Source organism: Methylophaga muralis, from assembly GCF_001720165.1.
Classification (GTDB): Bacteria; Pseudomonadota; Gammaproteobacteria; order Nitrosococcales; family Methylophagaceae; genus Methylophaga; species Methylophaga muralis.
This window is the reverse complement of record NZ_MCRI01000003.1, coordinates 119,628-146,272: the sequence shown is the minus strand read 5'-3', so window position 1 is coordinate 146,272 and position 26,645 is coordinate 119,628. Positions and strand designations below refer to the sequence as shown.

General features: G+C 45.0%; 20 protein-coding genes. 7 read left to right on the top strand and 13 right to left on the bottom strand.

The genetic code is table 11. The features are described from left to right. Nucleotides 1-361: 361 nt before the first annotated feature. The gene (locus A9E74_RS03155) at nt 362-1,054 is read left to right on the top strand and encodes a type 1 glutamine amidotransferase (protein WP_069295192.1); all 693 of its coding nucleotides are present in this window, start codon (nt 362-364) and stop codon (nt 1,052-1,054) included. A 26-nt stretch (nt 1,055-1,080) separates the two neighbouring features. Here the strand turns inward: A9E74_RS03155 and A9E74_RS03150 are convergent, their stop codons facing one another. From A9E74_RS03150 to A9E74_RS03125, 6 genes are all read right to left on the bottom strand, one after another. Next, a complete protein-coding gene (locus A9E74_RS03150) occupies nt 1,081-1,551 on the bottom strand; it encodes an MOSC domain-containing protein (RefSeq protein WP_069295191.1) in 471 nt (156 codons plus the stop codon). An 82-nt stretch (nt 1,552-1,633) separates the two neighbouring features. Next, nucleotides 1,634-1,984 (bottom strand): cupin domain-containing protein, encoded by a 351-nt coding sequence (locus tag A9E74_RS03145; RefSeq protein WP_069295190.1) that lies wholly within the window; start codon nt 1,982-1,984, stop codon nt 1,634-1,636. 40 nt (nt 1,985-2,024) lie between these two features. Then, nucleotides 2,025-3,395 (bottom strand): NAD(P)-binding domain-containing protein, encoded by a 1,371-nt coding sequence (locus A9E74_RS03140; protein ID WP_069295189.1) that lies wholly within the window; start codon nt 3,393-3,395, stop codon nt 2,025-2,027. Between the two features lie 156 nt (nt 3,396-3,551). Further along, nucleotides 3,552-4,331, bottom strand: coding sequence for a PAS domain-containing protein (locus tag A9E74_RS03135; protein ID WP_069295188.1), 780 nt, complete (start codon nt 4,329-4,331; stop codon nt 3,552-3,554). A 1-nt stretch (nt 4,332) separates the two neighbouring features. Beyond that, nucleotides 4,333-5,013: a response regulator gene (locus A9E74_RS03130; protein ID WP_069295187.1), complete on the bottom strand. Its 681-nt coding sequence runs from the start codon at nt 5,011-5,013 to the stop codon at nt 4,333-4,335. Continuing rightward, a complete protein-coding gene (locus A9E74_RS03125; protein WP_069295186.1) occupies nt 5,010-6,191 on the bottom strand; it encodes a sensor histidine kinase in 1,182 nt (393 codons plus the stop codon). The genes A9E74_RS03130 and A9E74_RS03125 overlap by 4 nt, the downstream gene beginning before the upstream one ends. Before the next feature lie 295 nt (nt 6,192-6,486). On the opposite strand from A9E74_RS03125, the gene A9E74_RS03120 reads away from it, so the two are divergent. Further along, nucleotides 6,487-8,811 (top strand): DUF1989 domain-containing protein, encoded by a 2,325-nt coding sequence (locus A9E74_RS03120; RefSeq protein WP_069295185.1) that lies wholly within the window; start codon nt 6,487-6,489, stop codon nt 8,809-8,811. 291 nt (nt 8,812-9,102) lie between these two features. Beyond that, the gene (locus tag A9E74_RS03115) at nt 9,103-10,305 is read left to right on the top strand and encodes a cyanate transporter (RefSeq protein ID WP_069295184.1); all 1,203 of its coding nucleotides are present in this window, start codon (nt 9,103-9,105) and stop codon (nt 10,303-10,305) included. 19 nt (nt 10,306-10,324) lie between these two features. On the opposite strand, the gene A9E74_RS03110 is transcribed toward A9E74_RS03115, so the two are convergent. Both A9E74_RS03110 and A9E74_RS03105 read right to left on the bottom strand, forming a co-directional pair. Continuing rightward, on the bottom strand, nt 10,325-10,984 hold the full coding sequence (locus tag A9E74_RS03110) for a response regulator (protein WP_069295183.1): 660 nt from the start codon (nt 10,982-10,984) through the stop codon (nt 10,325-10,327). Beyond that, nucleotides 10,977-12,371 (bottom strand): sensor histidine kinase, encoded by a 1,395-nt coding sequence (locus A9E74_RS03105; protein ID WP_176718901.1) that lies wholly within the window; start codon nt 12,369-12,371, stop codon nt 10,977-10,979. The genes A9E74_RS03110 and A9E74_RS03105 overlap by 8 nt, the downstream gene beginning before the upstream one ends. Nucleotides 12,372-12,545: 174 nt before the next feature. Here A9E74_RS03105 and A9E74_RS03100 point away from each other — a divergent pair, with 174 nt between their 5' ends. The 3 genes from A9E74_RS03100 to A9E74_RS03090 all read left to right on the top strand — a co-directional run bounded on the left by A9E74_RS03100 (nt 12,546) and on the right by A9E74_RS03090 (nt 16,516). Continuing rightward, the gene (locus A9E74_RS03100; RefSeq protein WP_069295205.1) at nt 12,546-12,995 is read left to right on the top strand and encodes a cupin domain-containing protein; all 450 of its coding nucleotides are present in this window, start codon (nt 12,546-12,548) and stop codon (nt 12,993-12,995) included. A gap of 241 nt (nt 12,996-13,236) precedes the next feature. Next, nucleotides 13,237-14,478, top strand: coding sequence for an ATP-grasp domain-containing protein (locus A9E74_RS03095; protein ID WP_069295182.1), 1,242 nt, complete (start codon nt 13,237-13,239; stop codon nt 14,476-14,478). Nucleotides 14,479-14,515: 37 nt separating this feature from the next. Further along, a complete protein-coding gene (locus A9E74_RS03090; protein ID WP_069295181.1) occupies nt 14,516-16,516 on the top strand; it encodes a hypothetical protein in 2,001 nt (666 codons plus the stop codon). Nucleotide 16,517: 1 nt separating this feature from the next. Here the strand turns inward: A9E74_RS03090 and A9E74_RS03085 are convergent, their stop codons facing one another. Both A9E74_RS03085 and A9E74_RS03080 read right to left on the bottom strand, forming a co-directional pair. After that, the gene (locus A9E74_RS03085) at nt 16,518-18,137 is read right to left on the bottom strand and encodes a sensor domain-containing diguanylate cyclase (protein WP_069295180.1); all 1,620 of its coding nucleotides are present in this window, start codon (nt 18,135-18,137) and stop codon (nt 16,518-16,520) included. A gap of 210 nt (nt 18,138-18,347) precedes the next feature. Beyond that, nucleotides 18,348-18,986 carry a LysE family translocator gene (locus tag A9E74_RS03080; protein ID WP_069295179.1) on the bottom strand — a complete coding sequence of 213 codons (639 nt, stop codon included), beginning with the start codon at nt 18,984-18,986 and terminating at the stop codon, nt 18,348-18,350. 285 nt (nt 18,987-19,271) lie between these two features. Here A9E74_RS03080 and A9E74_RS03075 point away from each other — a divergent pair, with 285 nt between their 5' ends. Continuing rightward, nucleotides 19,272-19,808, top strand: coding sequence for a transglycosylase SLT domain-containing protein (locus A9E74_RS03075; RefSeq protein WP_342670162.1), 537 nt, complete (start codon nt 19,272-19,274; stop codon nt 19,806-19,808). A gap of 78 nt (nt 19,809-19,886) precedes the next feature. Here the strand turns inward: A9E74_RS03075 and A9E74_RS03070 are convergent, their stop codons facing one another. From A9E74_RS03070 to purL, 3 genes are all read right to left on the bottom strand, one after another. After that, nucleotides 19,887-20,336: an RT0821/Lpp0805 family surface protein gene (locus A9E74_RS03070; protein WP_069295178.1), complete on the bottom strand. Its 450-nt coding sequence runs from the start codon at nt 20,334-20,336 to the stop codon at nt 19,887-19,889. Nucleotides 20,337-20,465: 129 nt separating this feature from the next. Beyond that, nucleotides 20,466-22,631, bottom strand: a complete 2,166-nt coding sequence (locus A9E74_RS03065; RefSeq protein ID WP_069295177.1) for a GGDEF domain-containing protein — start codon at nt 22,629-22,631, stop codon at nt 20,466-20,468. Between the two features lie 76 nt (nt 22,632-22,707). Beyond that, on the bottom strand, nt 22,708-26,592 hold the full coding sequence (gene purL, locus A9E74_RS03060; protein ID WP_069295176.1) for a phosphoribosylformylglycinamidine synthase: 3,885 nt from the start codon (nt 26,590-26,592) through the stop codon (nt 22,708-22,710). Nucleotides 26,593-26,645 lie beyond the last annotated feature (53 nt).

Sequence of the window (26,645 nt, the reverse complement as noted above, 5' to 3'; positions counted from 1 at the left end):
ATAAATTTTTTTAACTTTTGGGTTGCCGGAGTGATAGTAGTCCTATAAATCCACTTCTGTAAACCAGTTTGCACCAGAGTTGTGCGCAAAGTGAGCAAAAATGGGGCATCAGCTGATTTAATCGTTTAATCAGATACTTATCCTATGATTCTATTCAGAAGAGTATGATTTTTATAACCAAATTTTATTAAACGTAAAATTTGATCGTTAAACTTTGATATCAACCTCTGCAGCGCTTTGCTTTTCCAGCGATATTCGTTATCGTTAACTCACTGCTCGTAGCGTGGCGATTCGCAGTTTGCTTTTTTATCAGATAACTATTCTTGGTATCTGAATTTTCATTAGCTTTTTGGAGTTGCGAATGCAGAAAGTCGCTATCTTTCAGCATGCTGATGGCGAGTGGATTGGATCCATGCGGCATTGGTTTGCGGACAAACCATTTCAATTGACAACTTACCGGCTGGATCAGAATGATCCTCTGCCCTCAGTCGCCGAATTTGACTGGTTATTAATCATGGGTGGTCCGATGAGCACTTATGATGAAACCAACTATCCCTGGCTGATTGGCGAAAAACAACTTATACGAGAGGCAATTGAAGCGGATAAAACTCTGCTCGGAATTTGCCTTGGTAGTCAGTTAATAGCCTCCGCGTTAGGAGCCAAGGTCTATCCAAATACTCAGCAGGAAATCGGTTGGTATCCAGTGAGCAAAACGGATCTCGAAGCGACATGGATGCCAGAGGATTTGCAGCCTTTAAGCTGGCATGGTGACTGTTTTGAGTTACCGGAAAACACCTGCTCTTTTGCTCATAGTGTGATTACACCAAGTCAGGGTTTTTATTATGGCAAGCGGATTTGGGCGTTACAGTTTCATCTGGAAGTTGAACCGGGCACGGTCGAAGCATTTCTTGCATTGGAATCTCATCCAATGCCAAAAACCGACTATGTGCAAAATGAATCAACGCTAATGAATAACGCCGACCAACTTAAACAAAGCCAACAGGCAATGTTTGCCTTGTTGGATGTGTTATACCGAGAGTCAGATAGTAATTAATCTTTATAAAACAGTGTGATGCAGCTTTAGTTGGCTGGCTGCATCACCGCTATTTCAATCGACATACCCACATCGATTTGACCATCCGTTAATACATCCGCTCGCAGACCGGCTTTATGAGTAAACGCTTTGACGATGACTTTTTTGCTCAAGCTTTCGTTTGCTAATAACGATCCCAAAGTGTTGCAAGGTTCACACAGCTCTATGCCTTTGAAGCTGACTTTACCAATACGAAAAACCTTACCGACTAACTCATTGAGGCGCACGCCTTCGGTAATCACATTACGCCTTGTATCTGACAAACTGATTTGTTGAACAAAATGCTGATTAAAAGCGTTGATTTCTTCCAGCTCAATAAATGTGATGTTCTGTCCGGGCCATTGGGCTTTATCAAAGTTTCGGTCGCCTTTGATACCTTTACCCGCAACCAGATCAATTGCCGTTACCTGTTGTTGAGCTCCCAAGTTTTCGCTTGCTATAAAAATTGCTTTTATCATTTCGAATCTGTTTTACATCCATTATTAGCGAATGAAAAAGGAGCATGCATACAAGCACACTCCTTATCGAGTTTATGCAACATTACTTCAACTTGATAGCAAAGTGTTTATAAACCTTTTTTTTAATTAACCAGGTTCCACTAAAACCTTTTTCTAGCATAAACGCATCTCCTGGTCCGAAACTTTGTGGCTCACCATCATCTGGGGTAACGACAACCTCACCTTCAATCAAATGTACAAACTCCCAACCTGCATAGACGGCATGATAGAGACCTGGTGTCGCTTCCCAACAACCAGTAATCATGGCACCGTCTGGGCTTGTATATTCAATCCAGGTTTTCATGGTTGGATTGCCTTCGAGCTTGGTCCAGCCATCGAGATCGGTCTCGATCGGTGCGACTGTTTTATCAATTATTTTGGTTAACAAAGTCATGGTATCCACCTAATTTAAAATAAAAATAAGTTCAGTAGCTTTATGCTTCTTTAGCTACAGGCATTTCACTTTTATCAGACAGATAGGCTTCTAACGAGTCATCCAAAGCCTCCAACCAAGGCGTATGGTGGGGTGGTGACATAGTGCCGGTCATCAACGAGCGATACGAATGATCACGGAAGGTCATAATATTTTTCTTCTTGTGATATTTCCATTCAAGGAATGTCTGGTTGACAGCCGGAATATCGAATGACGGGTAGTCCGTGGCATCAATCAATTCCTGAATGTAATCGCCCTGATAGGTGTACATTTCTTCAGCGGTTTCCAACGTCAACTCTTTCTCGCGCCACATCATGCTATGCGCCCGCATCTCATCTAGAGAAGGTAGCGGAATGCGACCCATGATAATGTCTCGCGCATACCAGGCCTGAGCATCAAACATATTGAATGAATACCACTGATCCTGCATGCCGAGATAGAAAAACTTCGGATTATCTTCCCAGACCACACCCTTATAGAGATTAAGCGGCCACAAGCGATTGTTGGTCTTTAAGCGTAAATCATCAGAGAGAAATGGGAAGTAATGCAAATAGCCAGTACATAGAATAATGGCATCGATTTTTTTCGAGCTGCCATCCATAAAATAGGCGGTATCAGTATCAACTCTGACCAGGTTAGGTTTTTCATCCCAGTTTTCTGGCCATTTGTAGCCCATGGGTGCACTTCGATAACAACTAATCAGGCTGCGAGCACCGTATTTGTAACATTGCGAACCGATATCTTCTGCCGAATAGCTGCTGCCCACCAGCAGAATATCTTTATCTTTGAATTCCAGCGCATCACGGAAATCATGGGCATGCAGAATACGGCCGCCAAACTTATCAAAGCCTTCAAAGGTAGGTACTTTTGGTGTTGAGAAATGGCCGGTGGCGCAGACAACGTAATCGAATTCTTCAGCGTAAACCGTATCGGTAGTGTGATCCTGAACTGTCACGGTGAATTTTTGACTGGCATCATCGTAGGTCACATTCCGAACGGCAGTGTTAAAGCGAATATATTTGCGTACCCCGGCCTTTTCCACCCGGCCTTTGATGTAATCAAACAACACTTCGCGTGGCGGATAAGAGGCAATCGGTTTGCCGAAATGTTCTTCAAAAGTATAGTCCGCAAACTCCAGGCACTCTTTGGGACCATTTGACCAAAGATAACGATACATACTGCCATGCACCGGTTCGCCATTTTCATCCAGACCGGTGCGCCAGGTGTAATTCCACAGACCGCCCCAATCGCTTTGCTTTTCAAAGCAGACTATCTCTGGAATTTCAGCACCTTTGGCCTGTGCAGATTGAAACGCTCTAAGTTGTGCAAGGCCACTGGGTCCGGCTCCAAGTACCGCTACTCGAGTTGACATAGGTTTTAACTCCATCAATGTTGTTTATCAGCTTTATGCTGCGTTTATGGCAGCTGTCAGCATCAAAATAACCCGCAGAGCAATGATGAAAAATCCTCTTCAAGGGGTATCCCAAAAAGGGTAAGTGATTAATAAAATGGAAAAAATGCTGTTTTTTTAAATGGTAGTCTGAAAAATTATGCCTTCTACTCCCAGTACCATTCCACTCTCTGAATAAAGCCCCCTGCCCTTATCCTGCACCACAATTTCCTTACCATCTGCTTGGGTGAGGCGGTATTCAATGCTGAAGGTAGTACGATTCTCCAAGGCGATTTGCACTTGCTCCCAGACATAACCGGCATCTTCTCCGTGGATCATTGCCCCCAAGGATACTTGCGGTTGATTCAACATATTCTCGGCGCTGTAACCGGTAATCAATTCGCAGCCTTCACTGACATATTCCATCGACCAACTGATATTGTTTCGAGCCCGGTACAACATCGCTGGTAAACGATCCACCAGGCTTTGCAGACTGCGATAGCTGGCATGACGCACCTGTTCATTGCGTACCTGCGGCGTGATATCACAAAGGGTGGCGGACAGTGGATAGAGTTTGTTTTTCTCCATCGACTGCAAACGCATTTCGCACCAGCGCAATTCGCCACTGGCACTTATCAAACGAAACCAAATCACTTCTTTTGAATCCGGACGAAGGTTCTGCATCAGCTGCGTCCAGCTGGCAATATCCTCGGGGTGCAGAAAATCAGTAAAGGTTCTGCCCTGTGTCTGCTCTATGCTGATACCGGTAATATCCTGCCAGCACTGATTGATCATTTTTATCTGATGCTGTTCATCAAGCATCATCACCACATCACTGAGACTATTAAGCAGTTGGGTCAATTGTGACGCAGATGGATCTGCGGCCAGGTTTTTAGCGGGCCATTTGAGTAGGGTCATTTCAGTGTTCTCTGTCCGGCATCTCATCAGACTGATGATTGTGAGCCCATGCAGCCAGTTCCAACCTGGAATGCAGATTCAATTTGCGTAGCAGGTTTTTAACGTAAACCTTGACGGTGCCATCGCTAATGCCGAGCTCTCTTGCGATCAATTTATTGTTTAAACCTTTGGAAATATAAAACAGCGTTTCGCGTTCACGTTCTGTCATTTGCGTAAAAGCGGGATTTGACTGGCTGATGGCTGCCGTTTGATGTTCACGAAGATGTGTGGCCAGAGAAGTAACGGCTCCGGCATTGATCACCACATTGCCTTTCACTGCAGAAACAAGCTGCGCCAGGATTTCATCCGGCGGAGTATCTTTTTGCAAAAATCCATTGGCACCAAATCGCAGTGCTTCGAGCAACATCTGCTGATCACTGCAGGCCGTGATAATAATGATTTTGAGCTGTTCATCATGGCTACGCAGCTGCTTAAGCACATCCAGCCCCGATTGGTCCGGCATCTGTAAGTCCAGTAGCAAAATATCGGGATACGTATCGTCAAGATTATTCAGCAAAGAGACTGCTGAATCATATTCGGCAATTACCGTCATTTCGTCACTGTCATTGAGTAACTCGACCACGCCACGTCGAAACAATGGATGATCATCAACAACCACGACGGATATCGGTGATGAATTCATGACAGGTCTCCGATATCCATCTTCAGCTGTACCAATGTACCGCCATCTGGGCGTGGTGAAATATTTAATGTTGCCCCTATCCGCTCAGCCCGTTCATGCATGATTTGTAAACCAAAACTATCACTGCGCGCCGCAGCGAAATCAATGCCAGATCCATTGTCTTCAATTTGAATATGCAGCTGACTGGTTGATTTCAACCGTAATGCCACACGGGCATGCGTGGCATGGGAATGCCGGACGATATTGCTGAGACTTTCACGAATAATATAAAGGATCTGAATCGATTGTTTAGGTGGCAGCAAGTTAACCGGCAAGCGATTATCCAGTTCAAACACGATGGCTGACTGCTGTTCAAATTCTCGAACCGAATTAGTCACCCCTTGCGACAAACTCTCACTTTGCATAGTCAGTCGCGAAGCGGTGATCAATTCACGAGTTTGATGATAGGCGCATTGGGTATAGGCCGCTAAATCTTCGGTAATCGGTTTCAGCTCTGCATATTCAGCTTTCAAACACAATTTATCGAGTTTGGCACTTTTAAGTTTCAGGTAACCCAACACTTGAGCCAGTGAGTCATGCAGCTCAGCGGCATAAATTGCTCGTTCAGCAGCGAGTGCCTGTTTGACCTTACTCTCACGTTGAAACCAAGCCTGTAAGCCCTTGGCAAGGGTCTGTTCAATTAAAGCCATTTCCCATTTAAGTTTTTTTTCATTAGGCAAGGCCTGACGAAAACACATCATTAACCAGATAGTCTGATTGTCGTGATCGAATAATCGGATGGGAGCGCAGTTAAGTGATGCTCCGTTTATCTCGAGTTTGATAAGGCGGTTTTCAATGGGTTTTCGAATGGTGAAATGCTGATGCAGGCTCTGAATTAATTTCTGTGACGGAGCCTCCTGCAGACAATGATGCACGTAGGATTCGGAGGTTAATGGATTGCTAAATAAGACCAGCAGATCACCTCGTTCTGAAGATGTGAATTGTTCGTCCAGCAGTGCCTGTAATGCGGTCAGCACCTTGGGTAAGGTTTCATTAATGTCGTTTGCGGTTGCAAGTTTGAACGCCAGATCATTTAAATCCAGCGCAGGCTTGGGTTTGCTGTTATGCGTGACAAACTGTAATCGCTGCCCCAACCACTCCTGTATTGTTGGCCAGTGTTTCCGTTTGATATTGAGCATGACTCCGTTGTCCTTTGGCTGAGTGCCATTTAGCAGTGTAAAGCGTCATCATTCAATGAAATTGCAGTTAATAAACAGCAGCTTTTATGCCAGCTGACGGGATTTAAGCCTGGGGTAATACCAATGAGGTATGCCATCAGGAGAATTGCTGCAATCTTTGGGAAAATAAATAGTGTATGGCAACAAGTAGCCGTTTTTGATTGTAAATGGCTGCACTTTAATGACGCGAAACGCTGTAAAAATGCACCAGATAAGTTCGTTATGACCACTGGCTTTTCGCTTACAGGAATAATCGATGTTAGAAATGAAAAATCAGTCATGGGGAGAAGATTATTTTTTCGAATCCTCTCCCAGCGAGCCAGTTCGTCGATTTCGGTTGGCAGGCCAGCAAGCAATAAAGCTCCGGCTCAAAGCTGGAGATAAGCTGTGCATCGTCAGTCAGGATAAGGTTCAAAACTGTGAACTAATTGTTTTAGATTCACAGGGTAAGTCAGCCCCGGAATTATTGGATCCGCGTAAGCCCGTCGCAGCGTTAGCAATTCAACAGCAGCTCCAACAGAATGGATCAGCCGCAGATAAATTGCGTAATCAACTGGCAAGCTGGCAACTGGATGCAACACACCTTGAACAGGTCTTATCGGTATCAGGCAGTGAAGCTGCGAATTTTAAAGCTATCAGTGATCTGACTGTGGTGGTCGCTGCGGCCGGCGCCAAAATGGCTGTTGATGAACAAAATCCGGTGACCGAGGTTGATATTACGATTACCTATGCAGATCAGACCGAATGTCCATTGCCTGAACCGTTGGGCCCGATAAAAACCGAATTGCGAATTCCACGCGCATCAGCCCGAACCTATGAAGTCAAAAAAGGTGAATGGATTCAGATCATCGATGTCTCCGGCAAACAGTGTTCTGATTTTGTCGCTTTCGATAAACAGGCATTAGATCAGGGTATTGAAATTCCTTTGGATGCGACTTCGACCAGAACAGTAATTGGTCTTAGCAATCCGGTTCCCGGTCTGCACTCGCGTTTTCTGGGAACCGATCTGTTATCAATGGTGGAAGTAGTTCAGGATACCGTCGGTCGACATGACAGTTTCCTGCTGGCCTGCACCCCAAAATATTATGACGACAGCGGTTATTTTGGTCATATCAGTTGTACCGAGAATTTTAATCGGGTGCTGGCACCTTTTGGCATAAAACCACGTGCCGGCTGGCCTGCCATCAATTTGTTTTTTAATACGGCAATTGATGCTTCTGGTGCCGTGTTTATGGATGAACCATGGTCACGTGCCGGAGATTATGTGTTATTCCGTGCTGATCGGGATCTCGTGTGTGCCTCCTCAGCCTGCCCTGATGATATTGATCCAGCCAATGGCTGGCATCCAACCGATATTCATGTACGGATTTATGGTGCCGAACAACAGTTTCCTCGCGCCATTGCCCACCGAACCACTTCTGAGGAGTTACCTCGCATGACCAAAGCTTCCGGCTTTCACAGCCGAACCTCTGAACTCACCAAGAAATTTATCGACTATGCCGGCTATTGGGTCGCCACTGAATATAACGGCTGGGGTGCCAATGCAGAATATCTGGCCTGTCGTGAACGAGTCGCCGTGCTGGATTTATCAGCATTACGCAAATTTGAAGTCGTCGGTCCTGATGCAGTGGCCTTTTTACAATATGTGTTAACGCAGAATGTCAGCCGCATGGCGATTGGCGAAATTGCCCACTCAGCAATATGTCTGGAAACCGGCGGCATGATTGATGACGGCACTATTTTCCGCATGGGTGAACAAGCCTATCGCTGGATCTGCGGCGCGGAATATACCGGTGTCTGGATGCGGGAAAAAGCTCAGCAAAAAGGCTTTAAAGTCAGTATTCGCAATGCGACAGAACAACTGGATAATCTCGCAGTGCAAGGGCCGAAAAGCCGCGAATTACTAAGCGAAATAGTCTGGACTTCGGACAGTCAGCCCAGTGTTGAAAAACTCAAATGGTTTCACTTTACCATTGGTCGTCTTGGCGGCCCGACCGGGATTCCGGTGATGATTTCACGAACCGGTTATACCGGCGAATTAGGTTATGAAGTCTGGTGCCATCCGGATGATTCACCAACTGTGTGGGATGCCGTCTGGCAAGCTGGTCAGGCTTATGATATTGCGCCTATGGGTTTTGATGCTCTGGATATATTGCGAATTGAAGCCGGTTTGAGTATGGCCGACCATGAATTTAGCCACGATATAACGCCATTTGAAGCAGGTACCGGATTCAGTGTGCCTCTCAATAGCAAACAGGAAGATTTTATTGGCCGTGCGGCTTTGGCTCGTCAGACACCGGAAAGCCGTGACAAGCTGGTGGGCATGATTTTGGAAGGCGGAGATGCGGCAGCTCATGGTGATCACGTTTACAACGGTAGATTCCCGGTAGGCATTGTCACCAGTGCAACTTACTCACCGTTAATGGGTAAACAGATTGCTATGGTGAGAATCGCTCCTGACTTTGCCCATATCGGCACCCGACTTGAAGTTGGAAAACTGGATGGCCAGCAGAAACGGCTTGCTGGTCAGGTAGTGAAATTACCGTTTTATGATCCCAAACGCGAAAAGCTGCTTTCCTGAATCAGGAATAATCACGGAGACAGCGAATTATTTTGCTGTCTCCAATTACCTACCACATATCACACTGCAGTAAATATCCAGCAAGATCTTAGGCAGAGTGTTTTTGAAAGACACTGCAAGTTGAACAATAAATTGAATTGCCTCGCCTAAAGTACACACCAATTCACTACGACATTACACAATCTTATTTGCAAACTATTTGCTTAGTTTTGGCATGCCCACCAAAATGAACTGTGGCTTGAGAGATATAGCTACGATTCATCTTCAATGCATAACGCTAAAAGGAACGGCATGTCTGCCAGTGAATACGAATACTCCACTATGGAGAGAATCATTTTTGCCGAAGTGATTGTGCTGGTTGCACTCAATCTACGTCCCATTCTGGCGTCTGTTGGCCCATTACTACCAGCTATCCAGCACGACATCACCCTCAGTTTTAAACTCGCCTCATTGCTTACGACTTTGCCGGTGTTTGCGATGGGATTGTTTTGCCTTGCTGGTTATAAACTGGCACAGCGCTTTGGCACCAATCAAATCATCACTTTTTCGATTGTGTTATTGGCCATAGCGGCAGGACTACGAATTTGGTCCTTTAACGCCTATGCATTGATTTTCACCGCGCTGTTAGCGGGTTTAGGCATTGCCTTGATTCAAGCACTGATGCCCATGGTTATCAAAAATATTTACGGCCCACAACACCCAAAAATGATGGGGCTGTATATCACCGGCATCATGGCCGGTGCGGCGTTATCAGCTTCCATTTCACCGTTTATTGAAGCTGAATACGGCTGGAGAATGGGACTCGGTAGCTGGAGCCTGCTCGCAGTAATAGCATTGATAGCCTGGTGGATTTATAAACCTGATGCCAGACGTTTCGATGACAAAGATGACTCACAAAACATCGCGACACCTGGACTCTGGCGTAACCGTCGCAGCTGGTACCTGGCGATCTTTTTTTCACTGGGTTCCAGTGGTTATGTCTGTGTGTTGGCCTGGTTATCACCTTATGCGATCGAACAAGGTTTCACGGCAAAACAAGCTGGACTGATGCTGGGCTTGTTAACCGCTATGGAAGTTGTGGCCGGATTACTGTTCCCTGCTCTGTCTTCTAAAAACATCGATCGCCGACTTATTTTGTACATTTTATGCATTTTACAAATCATCGGTTTTGGCGGCATGGCATTAAGACCTGATATCAGTCTGTGGCTGTGGTCAGCCATTGCTGGGCTGGGAATTGGTGGCATCTTCCCGATGGCATTGATAGTGACGATGGACCATCATTCCAACTCAATGATTGCCGGTAAACTCACCGGCTTTGTGCAAGGTTTTGGCGCGATGATCGCCGCTATTGCCCCGTGGATTGCCGGCTGGATCCGTGATTCATCAGAAAGCTTTAGCGTTGCCTGGATTTTACTGGCCGGATTAGGCATTGTGGGACTGCTGATGGCGATTGCTTTTAATCCTAAATACTACTCAAATTATTATTCACAGTAGATCCATTAACTGAGCTCGACTATTGCAAGCATTCGCCAGGATCAATCACCTGCATTTTAATGGCCAGATGGGTGAGCTCGATGTCATTCGACACACCGAGTTTGCGTTTAATTAGATAATGACAGTTAGCAACTGTTTTGGGACTAATATTCAGTATCTCTGCTATTTCTGCTGCCGATTTAGCAGTGACTACCAATCGCAAAATCTCAAACTCCCTGACCGTTAATTCCTTTATTGCCACTGCCGGTCCTGCAACACTGTCGAGGGCAATGGCTTTTTCTATATCCTGACTCAATGCCATCACACCACAATGGACATCATAGATAGCCTGTATCAATACAGCAGGTAAATTATTTTTGGTGATATAACCTCTTGCTCCAGCCTGGATGGCTTTGGAGGCGATAAGTGGGTTTTGATGCATGGTAAATACTAAAATGTTCGCCGCAGGTTCATATTTTTTGATTCGGGAAATGGTTTCAATGCCGCTTTGATCTGGTAATGATAAGTCCATAATCAGCAGATTCGGTCGATATTGTTTGAACAAAAAATACGCTTCTTCTCCACTACTGGCTTCAGCAACGATATTCATATTCGGCTGCTTTTCCAGTAATGCCCGATAGCCTTCTCTGACAATAGCGTGATCATCCACCAGTAGAATATTGATTTGGCGGTTATTCATCGCCCACCTCTCTGCCGTTAAACAAGGGGATCTCGATGTGTATTGCCAGTCCGCTTGGCGTAAGGGTTTTGAATTGAAGTGTTCCTCCCAGTGCATCTACCCTCTCCTGCAAGCCTAGTAAACCAATTCCGGACCGCCTGATAAATGTTAGATCGCTGGCAATTCCATCATCTTCAATTTTCAACAGGATATGCTCGCTAACATTGGGCTCCGCCGTAGAGGAAATTCGTTGTAAAAGAATTAAGGCGTTTGACGCTTTTGAATGCTTGGCAATATTGGTTAAACATTCCTGCGCCATGCGAAAAATACTGACAGGTAAGGTATCGTTCAGATCAGAAAAGTCGCCTATTACTTCCAACTGATATTGCGTTTTTCCACCGCTTTGTGAATTCCAGCCTGCAATCATGGCTTTTAAACTATCGATTAAACCTAGTTCATCGAAATCTGCTGGCCGAAGTCGAATGAGCATGTCACGTAACAAGCCCATCATATATGACGTAATGTCACTGACCTTTTCACCTTGCTTTGCTAACGGCGGATAATCTTTTTCAGCTAATTGTGTAATCAGTGATGCTACTGCGGATAAGCCCGCTAATGACTGACCAAACTCATCATGCAGTTCTCTAGCTAAAAACTTTCGTTCATGTTCCTGTATGTCTACCAGCTTTAATGCAAGCGCCTTTCTTTCCGCCAGATTGGACTGTAAATCGGCCGCTAGTTGATTCATTTCGCGCCCCATGTATTGCCACTCGGTAATAAAAAAATCTGGTAGCCGAGAGGAAAATTCATTGGCTTTCATTTTCTGCAGTTCTTCAACAATAACCCGACCAGGTCGTAGGGCGTAACCTATGGCGAAATACAGCAGAATACTCAGTGACACGATCGTCAGCGTCGCTAGACCCATTAATTTGCGAACATCCTGCCATGCATTATCAAGCGCTATATCGACACTTGGCAGCACCATCACCGAGCCATAGTGCTTGCCTGCATGAGATAACGCTTGCTCAACGGCTTTACCGGGACGAAACACCCATCGATAAAATCCATCAAACCAATCTGGCCATGAACGCGTAACCCCTCCTCCACGACAAATACTTTGTTCAACTCGATCTTGTAGCCCAATAAACCGAACACATAAACCTGAGTAATTCTCAGCCTCCTGCCATAAGCTCAGATTGGGAAAGTTATCTGGTCTTTCGAAATTGGTTTGTACGCGGATTAACTGTACATGCAACTGTTTGGTTGCTGAATTCAAAGCTTGGTTGGTTTGTTGTTGAGTCTGTTTATCAGATTGGTATAACACCCATAACGTAGTGAACAAAAGACAGAAGCTGGCAATAATGATAATTAATAAAATCAGATAGCTTTTAAGACTGATAAAACGCATAGATAAACAAACCTTCATTTTCCTCACTGCACTCTAAACAACTTCGCTCAACAGGAAAACGTTAATTACAAAATCGGGCAAAACACCCGTTTTCCACAGGCATATCTCTGTATAGATCATTAGTCCTTGATGCGTAATATGGAATCCGGTTTTTTATTCTGTGAGGGCGAAAAGATGAGTAAGTATATTTTTGATGATACGCATATTAATTGGCAGAAATTTGGCGAATTTGACAACTTTCGCTACTGCATTCTCGACATTGACCAGGCCAATAAAGTGATCGATGTGATTTTTAAATTTGCAGCTAATGATCCAATCTTCCTTCACCGTCATTGTGCCTTGAACCATACTTTTGTCATTCATGGTGAGCATCATTTGTATCATGCCAATGGTGAATTAAAAGAAATTAGGCCCGTTGGCAGTTATAAAACCAGCCCTGCCGATATCACTCCGCATCGGGAAAGTGGTGGAGACGAAGGCACGATCGTTCTATTTAGCATCCGTGGTACAGAAGGTGTCATGTATGAGATTCTGGATGACGATCAGAACATATTGGCTGCTTTGGGTATGCAGGACTTTATCAATCTCTATGAAATGAATAATCAACTTGTTGAAACCGCTTAATGGTAGAGCTGGGCATCTGTAAATCACGGATGCCCTAAACCAGCATCAAATCTGCGCATTACAAAGAAATTATACCTCTGGTAATCACTTTTTCTGCCACGGTTAAACAGGCATGGACAATGGCACCATGCATGACGATGGCAACTTTATAATCAGTTAAAAATTAATGATGCGATTATCTAAATTGCACTCACCACTGTAAGGTATTGTTTTATTTATCAAAAATCAAAGGTGATAATTTATGGCAGAACCCACAACCGGCAAATTCAATCCAGATAAAGGTTATATCGCGTTATTAGGATGGAGTCTGAATGCTGTTGAGGCTGCTGAATCTTTTGACCGGCGATACGTGGTGGTGGCACCCGACTGGGCTGAACCATACTGCACAGAGCACAACATTCCCTATATCCCGTGGAATTTTGAACGCCTCAATGACCGTTCACTGGAAATTGCTCAAACCCTGCAGGATGCAGGCGTCAACGTGGCTATTCCATTGTTCGAAGAAACAGTTGAATGGGCTGGTGCAATTAACTCGGTGTTATTGAATAACCCCCGACTTTTCGGCCAGTCACTGTTATTACGTGATAAAGCACTGATGAAACGGCGTGCTCAGTTAGGTGGAATACGCGTTGGTATCTTTGAAGAAGCGCATGACAAAAGCGATGTGGTGCGTTTTCTGAAACGCGTCAATCAGACTTTGTTAAAACTGGATGGTGATCCTAATGATCCGATTCATCTAAAAGCGTTTGATAAAGCTGGCTGTCTCGGACACCGTGTAATTCGCACCCCAGATGAAGTGGATATGATCCCCGATGATGAATTTCCATTTTTGATGGAATCGCATCTTGATGGTTGGGAGTTTGCTGTAGAAGCCTGGATCCATAATGGCAAAATTCGCTTTCTCAACATTTCTGAGTATGTGACGCTGGGTTATTCGGTTTTTGTACCGGCCACGCCAGAACTGGAACAGTACCGTCCACAAATTACTCAACAGATTGAAAAACTGATAAAAACCTTTGATATCGATTTTGGTTTTATACATCCAGAATATTTTGTCACCAGTGATAGTGAAATGTACTTCGGTGAAGTTGCTTATCGTCCACCCGGTTTTAAAGTGTTTGAGTTGTTAGAAAAAGCTTATGGATTTAATGCTTATCACGGATTGATTTTGTCGTTTGATCCGAAGACTACTGAAGACGAAATCACTCAGTTCTTCCCTAAAGAAGTGGTTGATGCCAAGGGTGTTGCTGGTTGCTTTGGTGTTTACCCGCGTCGTCGTGTCGTCAGCCGTTTGGAGATTCCACAGGAAACCGAAGATCACCCGTATTTTGATTTTCATGAACTGACTGCTCCACTGGAAGAAACTGTCACTAAACGCACCGCCTTTGGCACACATTGGGGTTTGTTATACTTCTTTGGCCAGGATCCGGTGGTGATGCGAGATTTATTGAAGCATCAGGAATCGTTGGATTTTTATATCTAAATCTATTGCTTCATCGCGGTAACAGCAGGAAATATAAGTGACTGAACCCACTGTCATTAAACATCCAGAAGCCGATCAATCATTGTTGATCGAACGATTGGATGATGCCATTCAGCAGCTCCAAAAAGCACCCAGTTTTAGTAAAGCAGCTAAAGCTGGGCGCTTGTATGATGCCGCAAAACGTATTTTGCATTTGCCCAATGGCTTTGACTTAATGATGGCCTATATTCAGCAAATCGAGCAGGCCGGTGCATTTGATAATTCAGATTATGCTACACCGCAGATTTTAATCCCGGCACTTACACCGCAGGCTTTAAGCAGCAGTTATGCCCATAGTGTGGTGATTGAAGCGCTTAGCGAGATTCGTTTTCTGGCCGTGGCCAAACAACAATATTCACATCCTGAGATTAGTGCGGAGCAGGCCCATCATTTTCTAACGCAGGTTTTGGCCGTAAATCTTAAACGCTTATTTTCGGTTGCTGATGAAGCCGAACGTGAACTGCAGGGTCGGTTAGCCGATATCAGCCGTGGCTTGTTAACACACCTCGCTAAAACGATTGGTTATGAGCATGTTATTGATCAGTTAACTGATGAAATTTGGCGAATTTTGCAGCAGCGCCCTATTCAAGTAGATCATGTCAAACAAATGGTGACCCAGATTGCGATTTGTCGGCAAAACCCCGATATAGACATGGGTGCCAGCGGTCAGGGTGCGGATCGTCTGATCAGCAGTTTGTACGGACCGACTCAGGCATGCCGGGAAGATCCGGGTGTAGACATTTATCTACAACGTCTGATGACCATGGACAATGCCGCATTACAATATGAAGCCAGTGGTTTTGCTCGCGCGATGCATGATACTGGCCTAGTTTCTCCCTACCATGCTGTATTGCTCAGACATTTATCGGAGGAAACCGATTATTTGCTGAGCGAAGCGTTGGGTTTGTCTACAACAGGACGGGATTGTCTGTTGAGTTACAGCGACTTGGTCAGAGCAATAATTGCCAAAGCCATTCTCCCCGAAACAGCCCAAGGTATTTATGGTCTGGCACTAATGCTGGAACGCGGTATCTTGTATCAATCACCGATGGCGCCCTCTTTATGGCGTCAATTATCACTGCCGTTATCCCCAGCAGCAGAGCAACGATTGAACAGCTTGTTCGGAGACACTCCTGATGCATCAAGCCGCTTGTTAGAGGGTGTGCTGTGTATGTTGGGTCAGCCACTGGGCATTGGTCAGGGCAATAATCCAACCTGTCAGTCGGCCAGAGCGATTTCGATGTGGGCCTACAATGACCCGGATTATCTGCTGCAAATGGTAGTCTGGGCAGCACGTGATGATGAAATCATTATGCATTTCGAAGGTCAGGCGATTTCTTCACAAGATAGTCTGTCTGGCGTTGCCAATCATTTGCCGATGGATCTGGATCCCGTTTCGTTAATTCTGGTGCCACATCTGGATCGTATTTATGCCGAAATGGGCCGTTGCTGTATTGATCGTGAAGGCGACCCACATCGTTGGGTGAACCCTGAATTTCATGGCTGGTGGTGTGGACGAGGATTCAGTATTAATGTGGATGTTGCCTCCGGTAAGTTAATGCAGCTGGAAGTCTTTCTCAGGCATTTTTATGCCAGCTATCACCCCTATTACAATGACAATCAGCCGTTGATACATCCACAGCCAGCCGGGATTGCAGTGACTGACAGTGCTTTACGGTTTGTGGGCTGGCACGCCATCACCATTTTGCGTGTGACATTGGATCCGGAAAATGTGATGCGTGTGTATTTTTACAACCCGAATAACGATAGTGGTCAGAATTGGGGTGATGATATTCAGGTCAGTACCTCGGGCCACTCTGAGCGGTTTGGCGAAGCATCTTTACCATTTGAAGAGTTCGCATCCCGGTTGTATATATTTCATTATGATCCGCTTGAACCGGGCCAGTTTGCTTTGGTCAGCTCAGAAGAATTGCAACGGGTGATTGATCGTATTCATCGCAGCTGGGGAGCCAATCGTCTTCCCGAATTGGACAGTTGAATCAAGGCAGTTCGAAATGATCTTCATGATTGGAACCCCGCGATGACCTGTTTTCACTTTCAATATTAGTGATATTAAATACTCGGTTCCGCCCTCTGTTTTTGGCCTGATAGAGGGCTTTATCTGCTTGATAAAACAATTCATCCAGATGACTGTTTCCGTCCCACTGAGCGACACCGAGACTTGCTGTGATGTTGATCTGATGCTCACGATAGTTCACGGTTAGCGATTCTATGGCTAAGCGGATACGTTCGGCGACAGCATTACTCATATCGTAATCGGCTCCAGAAAGAAATATCAGAAATTCTTCCCCGCCCATACGGCCAAACAAATCTCTTGGTCTGATGGCTTGGCTGATCGGTTCAACAATATCACGCAGTACCTTATCTCCAGCATCGTGACCCAAATTATCGTTGACCAGTTTGAAATGATCTATATCGATCATAATGGCACTGGCAGTCTGACCATCTAATCGCAAACGTTGTAACTCACGCTCAACTTCACTAAGAAAATGTCGACGGTTTGCAATACCGGTGAGTTCGTCAGTTGCTGCACTCTTAGCCAATCGATCATTGGCATGTTGCAGGGCTTGATTGACTTCTTTCAAAGCTAAAGTGCGTTCATTAACACGTTCTTCCAGAAATTGATTTTGTGCTTTTAATGCATTCTCATGACGCTTTAGTTCATCGCGCTGTTCGGCTATTTCCTGAATTAACAACGCCAGACCAATTGAAACGATCGCAATAATGGCAAGATATTCTTGGGTAAGTAAAAGTGCATTTTGCGGCATATTCACGATTAGTGGATGTGTGCCACGTAACAAATGTTCCACCGCAAATGCGGTAATCAAAGCAACAGTGGTTGAGGCTCCTGCTACACCAAGCCTGATAGCCGCAACAATGCCCAGGAACACAAGCCAGACTGGGGTAAAAAATAAATAGGCATTATCAGAACTTTCAATGTTAAAGCTTTGATAACCAATAATAATAACGACCAGCCAGAGTAAAAAAGCTTCGAGCAAAAAATGCAATTTAAAGTGTGGGAAACCTGCTTGCATCCAACGTGCTAACACCACAATTAAAGGAGTTAACACCAGCATAGCCAGCGCATCACCAAACCACCAAATTTGCCACAAGCTAAGATAACTCGTGTCAGTTCTACCTAAAAAGACATAAACCCCACCACCTAACATGCCAGCGATAGAAGCCGATAAAAATGGGCCAAATACTAAAAAATACGCACCATTTTTTAGCCTATCAAAATTAAAATTCTGCCCGCTTTTGCGTCGAATCAAAAAAGCTGCCAACGACACTGAGGAGAGATTGATTAGCGCAAAACAGATTGCTGACCAGAGGGGAAAGAATGGAGCCGAGGCTACTAATTCAGCAGTAATACCTGCCGCAGCAATAAATGGTAGGTAACGAAAGGGATAAATTAAAAAAGCAGCAAGCACTATTGCGTTTGGTGGCCATAAAATGGCGATACCTTCAGGCGTTATGGTTTGGTGTATTGCGATTAAGGCTGCCACATAATAAGCAATACCGACCAAAAGCATCGATTTAATAATATGCATATCAACATATCGACGAAGCGGTAACTCTGGTTTTGAACCGGTCATCATTCAAATAATAATGATTGTGTATTGGAGAACATCAGCGATATACCGTTATCGCGGGATAATTTGCTATAAATGCCCTATCAATCATGCTCCCCCCAGTTAAAAACCTGGGACAACATCCAGAATATAGAAATGTCCCGTTAACCGTTTATAACAAAAGATAAACAATATTCCCACTAAACACTGTTAAATCTGCATAGATTAAAAAGTTTTTTAAAGATTCCACCATAAAGACAGCAGCATGATTAAAGCGACTAGTGAGATCAAAATTGCTGCAAATTTATTGAATTGTGATGCTCTATTAATAATAAAACTCTTAGCCGATTTGGCTGAAAGATATGCATAACTCATTTTTACGCCCCCCACAGCCAAAAACGTCAGCAGAAAAATAACCACTGTATCGTTCAGGGTTAAAAGACTTAAATCCATCAAGGCTGGGAAAAACCCCATATAAAACAAAATGGCTTTGTGGTCGGCCAACGTCACAACGACACCTAATAAAAAACTGGAGCTTAGCGATGCTGAATATTCGATATCGGAGAAAGGCTTTTTGGGGTCAGAAAAACACCATAATCGCCAAGCTAACCAAAATAAATATACCGCGGCCAATAGACGAATAAGTACAGCCCATTTTCCTAGCCATGGTAGTAGCAATGTCATGCCATACAAGGCAATACTGATAAATAGAATATCGACCAATACAATGCCAAATGTAGTCGCTACACCATGAGTGAAACCATATGCAGCAGCTCTGGATGACACTACCAACACGCTGATGCCTGGGATGGCGGCGAGAACCGCCAAACTGATAAATAAAGCCAAAAGGGTTGGCAAGGTTAATGTTAATTCCATTTATAAAAACTTTGATAATCGATAAATGTTCAAAAATAGTCTCAGTTATCACCGAGCCAATCAATCTCAACTGAAAGTGCTCTGTTAATCTGCAAGTAAAATTTTTTCATTTTAGGAACACTGCTTCACCAATTGCATCATGGCCAATTATCCTGAAACCATTTCTGCTTATCTATTTCGATATAGCAGCAAGAAAAAGCGATATGTCACTTTGATGGCAATGGTGTTTTTTATAAGCAGTTGTTCGCCGTTAGCACCGCTCCCTCCGCTAAAGCAAAATAATATCTGCCATATTTTTCAGCAACAGCCGCGCTGGTATGGCTATGCCAAAACCGCAGAGCAAAATGGGGAACGTCTATTGCCACTCAAATGGCTTTTATACAGTCTGAATCCAGTTTTAATAGTCATATTCGTCCCCCAGCCAAAAAATTATTGGGCTTTATTCACTGGAACCGACCATCATCCGCCTATGGATTTGCGCAGGCACAAAATCCGGTATGGCAGGAATATTTAGCTGATAATGCCAGCCCGCTGGCAAGACGTACGCATATGAAATATGCGACAGACTTTATTGGTTGGTATAACCAGAGAACTCAACGCATGGTGGACATTAATCTGGATAACCCGACTCATTTATATCTGGCTTATCATGAAGGTCAAACTGGTTATCGCCGTGGCAGTTATCAGAAGAAACCTCACGTTATCCATACCGCTCGCGAAGTGGGTGAACGCGCCAAGCTGTATTCCAGCCAACTCGCTCAATGTGAGCAGGACTTTCAATGCCAGCGTTTTTATCAAATTGGTCCCCTCTGTAAGCTTTAACGTATCTGAAAGCTTATTATCGGCCATAAAAAAACCGACTCGCGTCGGTTTTTTTATTACTAATTTAACGATTAAAGTTTACTGGTTGACCCACTCGCCCCGTGAGTTACGGCAGGCTGTGCCCTTCACCACATCACGTTTACCATCAATATAGACATCCATATCGTATTCGCGACATGGACCACTTTGAGATTCATAGGTACGAGTTGGGGTTACTGAATACTGTGCACCAGTATCCGGGTTATTCCAGGAATTTGAACGTCCAGTCGGTGTGTTTTCAAAGGTTTCGTAGGTACGACGTCTATCCAGTTCGTCCATTTCGCTACCGATATGTCCACCCACCATTGCACCTAAAATGGTACCGCCAATTATGGCTGCAGTTCTGCCTGTACCCCCACCAACATTTGACCCCAATACACCACCGGCGACACCACCTACCCCGGCACCGACATTTTGCTTACTCATCTGACAACCAGCGAGTCCGACTGTTAAAACCGCTGCGACGGTAATTGTTAAAAGGCGTTTCATACGTGCTCCTTGTAATTATTTTTTTATAAACCAATATGCATTAGGACTGTATTTTAACGGATAAGATTCAGTATTTATGGGTTGAATGCCCACCTTTACATAAAATTTCACTTTTGAAAGGCTAATTGATCAAGGTTCAGAGCGAGCAGCAACCTCAACACGGTTACGTCCAGCCTGTTTCGCTCGATACAGTGCTTTATCAGCATATTGAACTAACAGATCGGGTATTTTATCCTTTCCATCCCAGCTACTGATCCCAATTGATATGGTTAAGCGGCCTAAATCATTTTGCTGATAAACAATAGGATTAGAGGCAATTTTTTCCAGCAATGATTTCGCCCGCTCCAGTGCATCCTCAACATTAGCAGATGGCATTAATACAACGAATTCTTCTCCACCGTAGCGACAAGGAATATCCGTCTCACGAAAATGCTCCAGCATCAGGGAAGCTACCGCTCTTAAAGCCATATCGCCAGCCTCGTGACCATGCAGATCATTAAATTGCTTGAAATGGTCGATATCACAAATCAGCAAAGAAATAGCTTGTTGGTGCCGTTCCGCCAGATGCAGTTCACGTTGTAGAGCTTCATCAAAGAACCGACGGTTTTTTAATCCGGTTAAAGCATCTTCAAACGACATAACATGCAGTTGTTCTCTAAGTTTAACGCCACTTAATGTCACACTTAACCGGTCAATAGCTCGCGATATAAACTGTTCGATAGACTGTCGAGTCTCCAGCGTTTCAGCTGAAATATCCAATAAATCAAATGTTATAAAAGTCTGTTTACCAAACTGTAAATCTTCGATATCTATTAGATATTTATTATTCATGCCCGCGCTAGGCGATAAATCTGCGAACTCATTGAACAAAGTAACCTGAAGCTGAATCGGAGCGAACACTTTATGTAAATCCTGACAAATGATATTGCCCGCCTCTTGCAGACTCTGACTTGGTTGCAATCGACTGATTAAGGTTTCAAGTCGCAGACTAAACTCATTAACCAATGCCAATTGATTCGCACGCTGCTGTTCCAGCTCTACATAATTTTGTAAAGATGCCGTGCGTTCGGTTACCCGTTGCTCCAGTAATAGATTTAAATCACCTAATGCTTGTTGGGTTTGCCGATATTGCCTGAGTGAAATAATCACCAGCACCAAAGCAAAGATTAAACCGCCATAGGCAAGTGGGAAATTGAACCAGGGAACCAGACCGTGAGCAACCACCATATCGATCAGGAAAAAAACAGCATAAATACCAAAGGCGCCCATGACCATTCGTTGTTCCGTATTCATCGCAGTGAAATAGTGGATACAAAACCAAGCCATGATCATCAGAGTGATGATAAATAACACATCAAAAACCGGGTAAAAAAAGGCCAGATGCCAAATTCCCAGCAGGGACAACATAAGACAAAGCAGTACATAGGCAATATGCATTTGTGCAATACGCAACATCAACTTACCGGTTTTTTCAGCAAGCCAGTAGTTCAGAATCAATGCGATAAAAATCGGGATCGAGAAATAAGATATGGCGGCCAGATAGGTTTTGGCCAGCGGTGCATAAATCAGTAACTGTAATGCCTGACTTTCACCTAATAAATTTCCGGCACTTGCCAGTGAGAATAATCCAAGATAAATAAATTCACGGTTATCACCACGCATCACTGAAAAGGCAAATGCCAGCAAAGCTATAAAGAAAAAGAACGCCGCAATAATTAAATCGCTATGCGAATTATTCAATATATTCAAAAACGCACTTGAGCGTTCCAGCAGTTTCTTTTCACCCCATAGACCAATATCGGTGTAATCCGAATACACCCGAAAATATAATGTCCGGCCAGCAAAGTCATCCGGTAAACCGATAATATGCCAAGGCCAACCGGCATAGTCGCCCTTCCCCTCAGCATCAAATTCGCCAAATCGATAAACAAGCTGCTGATCGAGATAAACCTCGGCGATCAAATTTATACTGGAAACAAATACTACCGGATCAATCATTCGAATATCAGGCAGTGTAGTGCGATACCAGATATTGTGCCTATCCTGTCGATCCGGTGGATAAAGTGGTTGGGCTATGGTCTGCCAATCAGTATGATTTAGCTGATCTGGCATAGTCCACTCAGGCTGCCCCTCAATAAAGGGTGAATCGCCCCAGCGATATTGCCAGTCTTGCAGATCGTATTGTAAAGAGGCTGCTGCAAACACTAATCCCTGAGACATTGCCAAAAATGCCAGCAACAATAGACGTGCGAAACGTCCTGACAGTAAATTTTTTTGAATTGGCGTATCACTCATGGTTAGCTAAGCAAAACACTTTAGGATCTGTTGATAAAAAAATACCCCTTAGATAAATCAAAGGGGTATCCATTTTTTAACCTACCCAACGTCGGGCATTATGAAAGACCCGTAACCAGGGAGCGTCTTTACCCCAATCATCCGGATGCCATGAATGCTGCACACTGCGAATCACCCGTTCAGGATGTGGCATCAGGATAGTCACCCGACCATCCGAAGTGGTGAATCCAGTGTGACCATTTTCAGAACCATTAGGATTAAACGGATAGCGTTCAGTAGGTTGACCATAATGGTCAACAAAACGCATTGCTACGAGAGCATCCGTCATGCTGCCGCCTTCTGAAAAATCAATACGTCCTTCGCCATGCGCTACGGCGATCGGCATGATTGAACCGGCCATATCCTGTAACAGAATTGATGGTGATTCGGTGATCTCAACTAAAGAGAAACGTGCTTCAAACTGTTCAGACAGATTACGACTGAATCGTGGCCAGTGATCACTGCCAGGAATCAGTGATTTGAGTTGTGACAACATCTGACAACCATTACACACACCTAGCGAGAAAGTATCTTCACGAGCAAAAAATGCCGCAAATTCATCACGGGCACGCGCATTGTGAAGCACCGTACTGGCCCAACCACGGCCTGCTCCCAATACGTCACCGTAAGAGAAGCCACCACAGGCAACCAGACCTTTGAAATCTGCCAGCGAAACCCGGCCTTCAACGATGTCACTCATATGTACATCAACGGAAGTAAATCCGGCGTGGTCAAACGCGGCGGCCATTTCCAGCTGACCATTAACGCCCTGCTCACGCAGAATCGCCATTTTTGGACGATGGCCACTGATAATAAACGGTGCAGCAACCTGTTCTTTTAAATCAAAACTCAAGTTGGCATGTAAACCGGGATCCTGCTCATCATCCAATGCAGCAAATTCCTGCTCGGCGCAATCCGGGTTATCCCGCATAGCCTGCATGCGGTAACTGGTTTCCGCCCAGAATTTTTGCAGAATATGGCGACGCTGATTCAAGACCGTTTCACCGTTCACGCTGATGTGAATCGTTTGATCCGTCGTTACGTCACCAATCAGATGACTGTGTTTATTTAACTCAAACTGTTGCAAGACTTCCAGCACGGCGTCCTGATGCTCAGCTTTGAACTGGACGACAGCACCCAACTCTTCATTAAACAACACCGGCAAGGCATCACCCAGACCATTCAGAGTAATATTCACACCACAATGTCCGGCAAAGGCCATCTCACATAAGGTAGTGATAAGCCCACCATCACTGCGATCATGATAGGCCAGCAACAAGTTATCCTGTTTCAGATGCTGCATTGCGGCAAAGAAGTTTTTCAGAGTACGTGCATCGTCTACATCCGGACCACGATGTCCGACCTGGTTATAAACCTGGGCCAGAGCCGAGGCTGCCAGACGGTTATGACCATGACCGAGATCCAGATAAATTAAACGGGTTTCCCCCAGATCAGTACGCAGTTGTGGCGTTAAAGTTTTGCTGGCGTCAGTGACCGGTGCAAAAGCACTGATAATTAATGACAAGGGTGAGGTAACCGCTTTGGTTTCGCCGTTGTCATCCCATACGGTTTTCATCGACAGTGAATCTTTGCCCACCGGAATAGCAATGCCCAGTTGCGGACATAATTCCATGCCAACGGCTTTCACGGTGTCATATAACAACGCATCTTCGCCGCTATGACCACAAGCCGCCATCCAGTTCGCTGACAGTTTGATATCACTGATTTTTTCGATATCGGCGGCAGCAATATTGGTTAAAGCTTCACCGATTGCCATACGACCTGATGCCGGAGCATCGATTACTGCTAAAGGTGTACGTTCGCCCATCGACATGGCTTCACCTAGCAAACCATGATGATCTGCCAATGTGACTGCACAATCAGCCACCGGTACCTGCCAGGGGCCAACCATCTGATCGCGGGCTACCAGACCGGTAATACTGCGGTCACCGATGGTGATCAGGAAGTTTTTGCTGGCGACTGTTGGTAGTTTTAATACTCGTTCCAACGCATCGCTAACGGTAATGCCTTTCAGTTCAAGTTCTGGTTTGGGTTTGCTGTGATGTTTAACATCCCGCAGCATTTTGGGTGGTTTGCCCAACAACAGCGATAACGGCATATCGATTGGGTTGTTCTCGAATTGTGCATCACCAAGCAATAAATGCTGATCTTCGGTGGTTTCACCGACTATGGCCCACGGGCAGCGTTCACGTTCACAAATCGCCTGAAATAACTCGACATCTTCAGGATTCACACCGAGAACATAACGTTCCTGTGATTCGTTACACCAGATTTCCATTGGTGACATGCCCGGTTCATCGTTTGGAATGACCCGCAGCTCAAAACGGCCTCCACGACCGCTGTCATCAACCAGTTCAGGAAACGCATTGGATAAACCACCCGCGCCAACATCATGAATCGAGACAATCGGATTTTTGTCATTTAACGCCACACAACGATCAATAACTTCCTGACAACGACGTTCCATTTCTGGGTTACCGCGCTGTACTGAGGCAAAATCTAATCCTTCTTCACTGGTTCCCGAAGCTACTGAAGAAGCCGCGCCACCGCCCAGACCAATCAACATCGCCGGACCACCCAAAACGATCAGCTGAGTGCCCGGTTGCATAATATGTTTTTCAACATGCTGCGGACGAATACTGCCAAGGCCGCCAGCTACCATGATTGGTTTATGGTAGCCACGTACTTCAAAACCATTATCCGACGGGACTTTGGCTTCGTAGGTACGGAAATAACCACACAGATTAGGACGGCCAAATTCGTTATTAAATGCCGCGCCGCCTAATGGGCCGTCAATCATGATCTGCAGTGCAGAAGCGATACGAGCCGGTTTGCCGTAATCCGCTTCCCAAGGTTGTTCAAAACCCGGGATCTGTAAATTAGAAACCGAAAAACCAGTTAAACCCGCTTTAGGTTTGGAACCTCTACCTGTAGCGCCTTCATCACGAATCTCACCACCGGCACCGGTTGCTGCACCCGGGAAAGGTGAAATCGCGGTTGGATGATTATGGGTTTCCACTTTCATCAGGATATGCTGCTGCTCACCTTCGTAGCAGTAGTGATTGTCCGTCATATCCACCTGAAAACGATGGCTGCGTGGGCCTTCGATAACTGAAGAGTTATCGTTATAGGCTTTTACGACGCCTTCAGGGTGTTGCTCGTGGGTATAACGAATCATATCGAACAGGCTGCGATCCTGCGTTTTGCCATCAATGATCCAGTCAGCCTTGAATATTTTATGACGGCAATGCTCAGAGTTGGCCTGAGCGAACATCATCAGTTCTATGTCATTCGGGTTGCGGTTAAGTGTTGTGAAATTTTCAAACAGGTAATCAATTTCATCGTCAGCCAGAGCCAAGCCCAGATTTTGATTGGCCTCAACCAATGCCTGACGTCCGCCATTGAGAATATCAACTGACAATAAAGGTCTGGGAGCTGTGTGCATGAACAATTGTTCAGCATCTTCTTCATTATCGAACACGCTTTCAATCATGCGATCATGCAGTTTCGCAGCAATAATCGAGCGCTGTTCGCTGGTTAACGTCGCTTTACTGCTGACATAAAAGGCAATACCGCGTTCAACCCGAACGATATCGGCCAAACCGCTATTATGCACAATGTCAGTCGCTTTACTGGACCACGGCGAGATAGTGCCTGGACGTGGTGTAATCAAAAACAGATTTTCCTGATCCTGCAATTTGCTACTGCCCGGAGCGGCTTCAAGCATTTCCCCTAAAGTAGCGAGATCCGTTTGGTCAAGTTGACCGTCACCTTCCAATTCAGCGAAATAGTGGTATTCACTTCTTAACGCGTTCACTGAGGCTACTTCAGCGCGTATGGCGCGCAGCAATTTTTCAATTCGGAAAGCAGAGAAAGCCGGACGGCCAACCAATTGCAGCATTTGAAACCCAATTCAGAGAAAATGAAAGCGAATATGATACGTTATACGCCCGA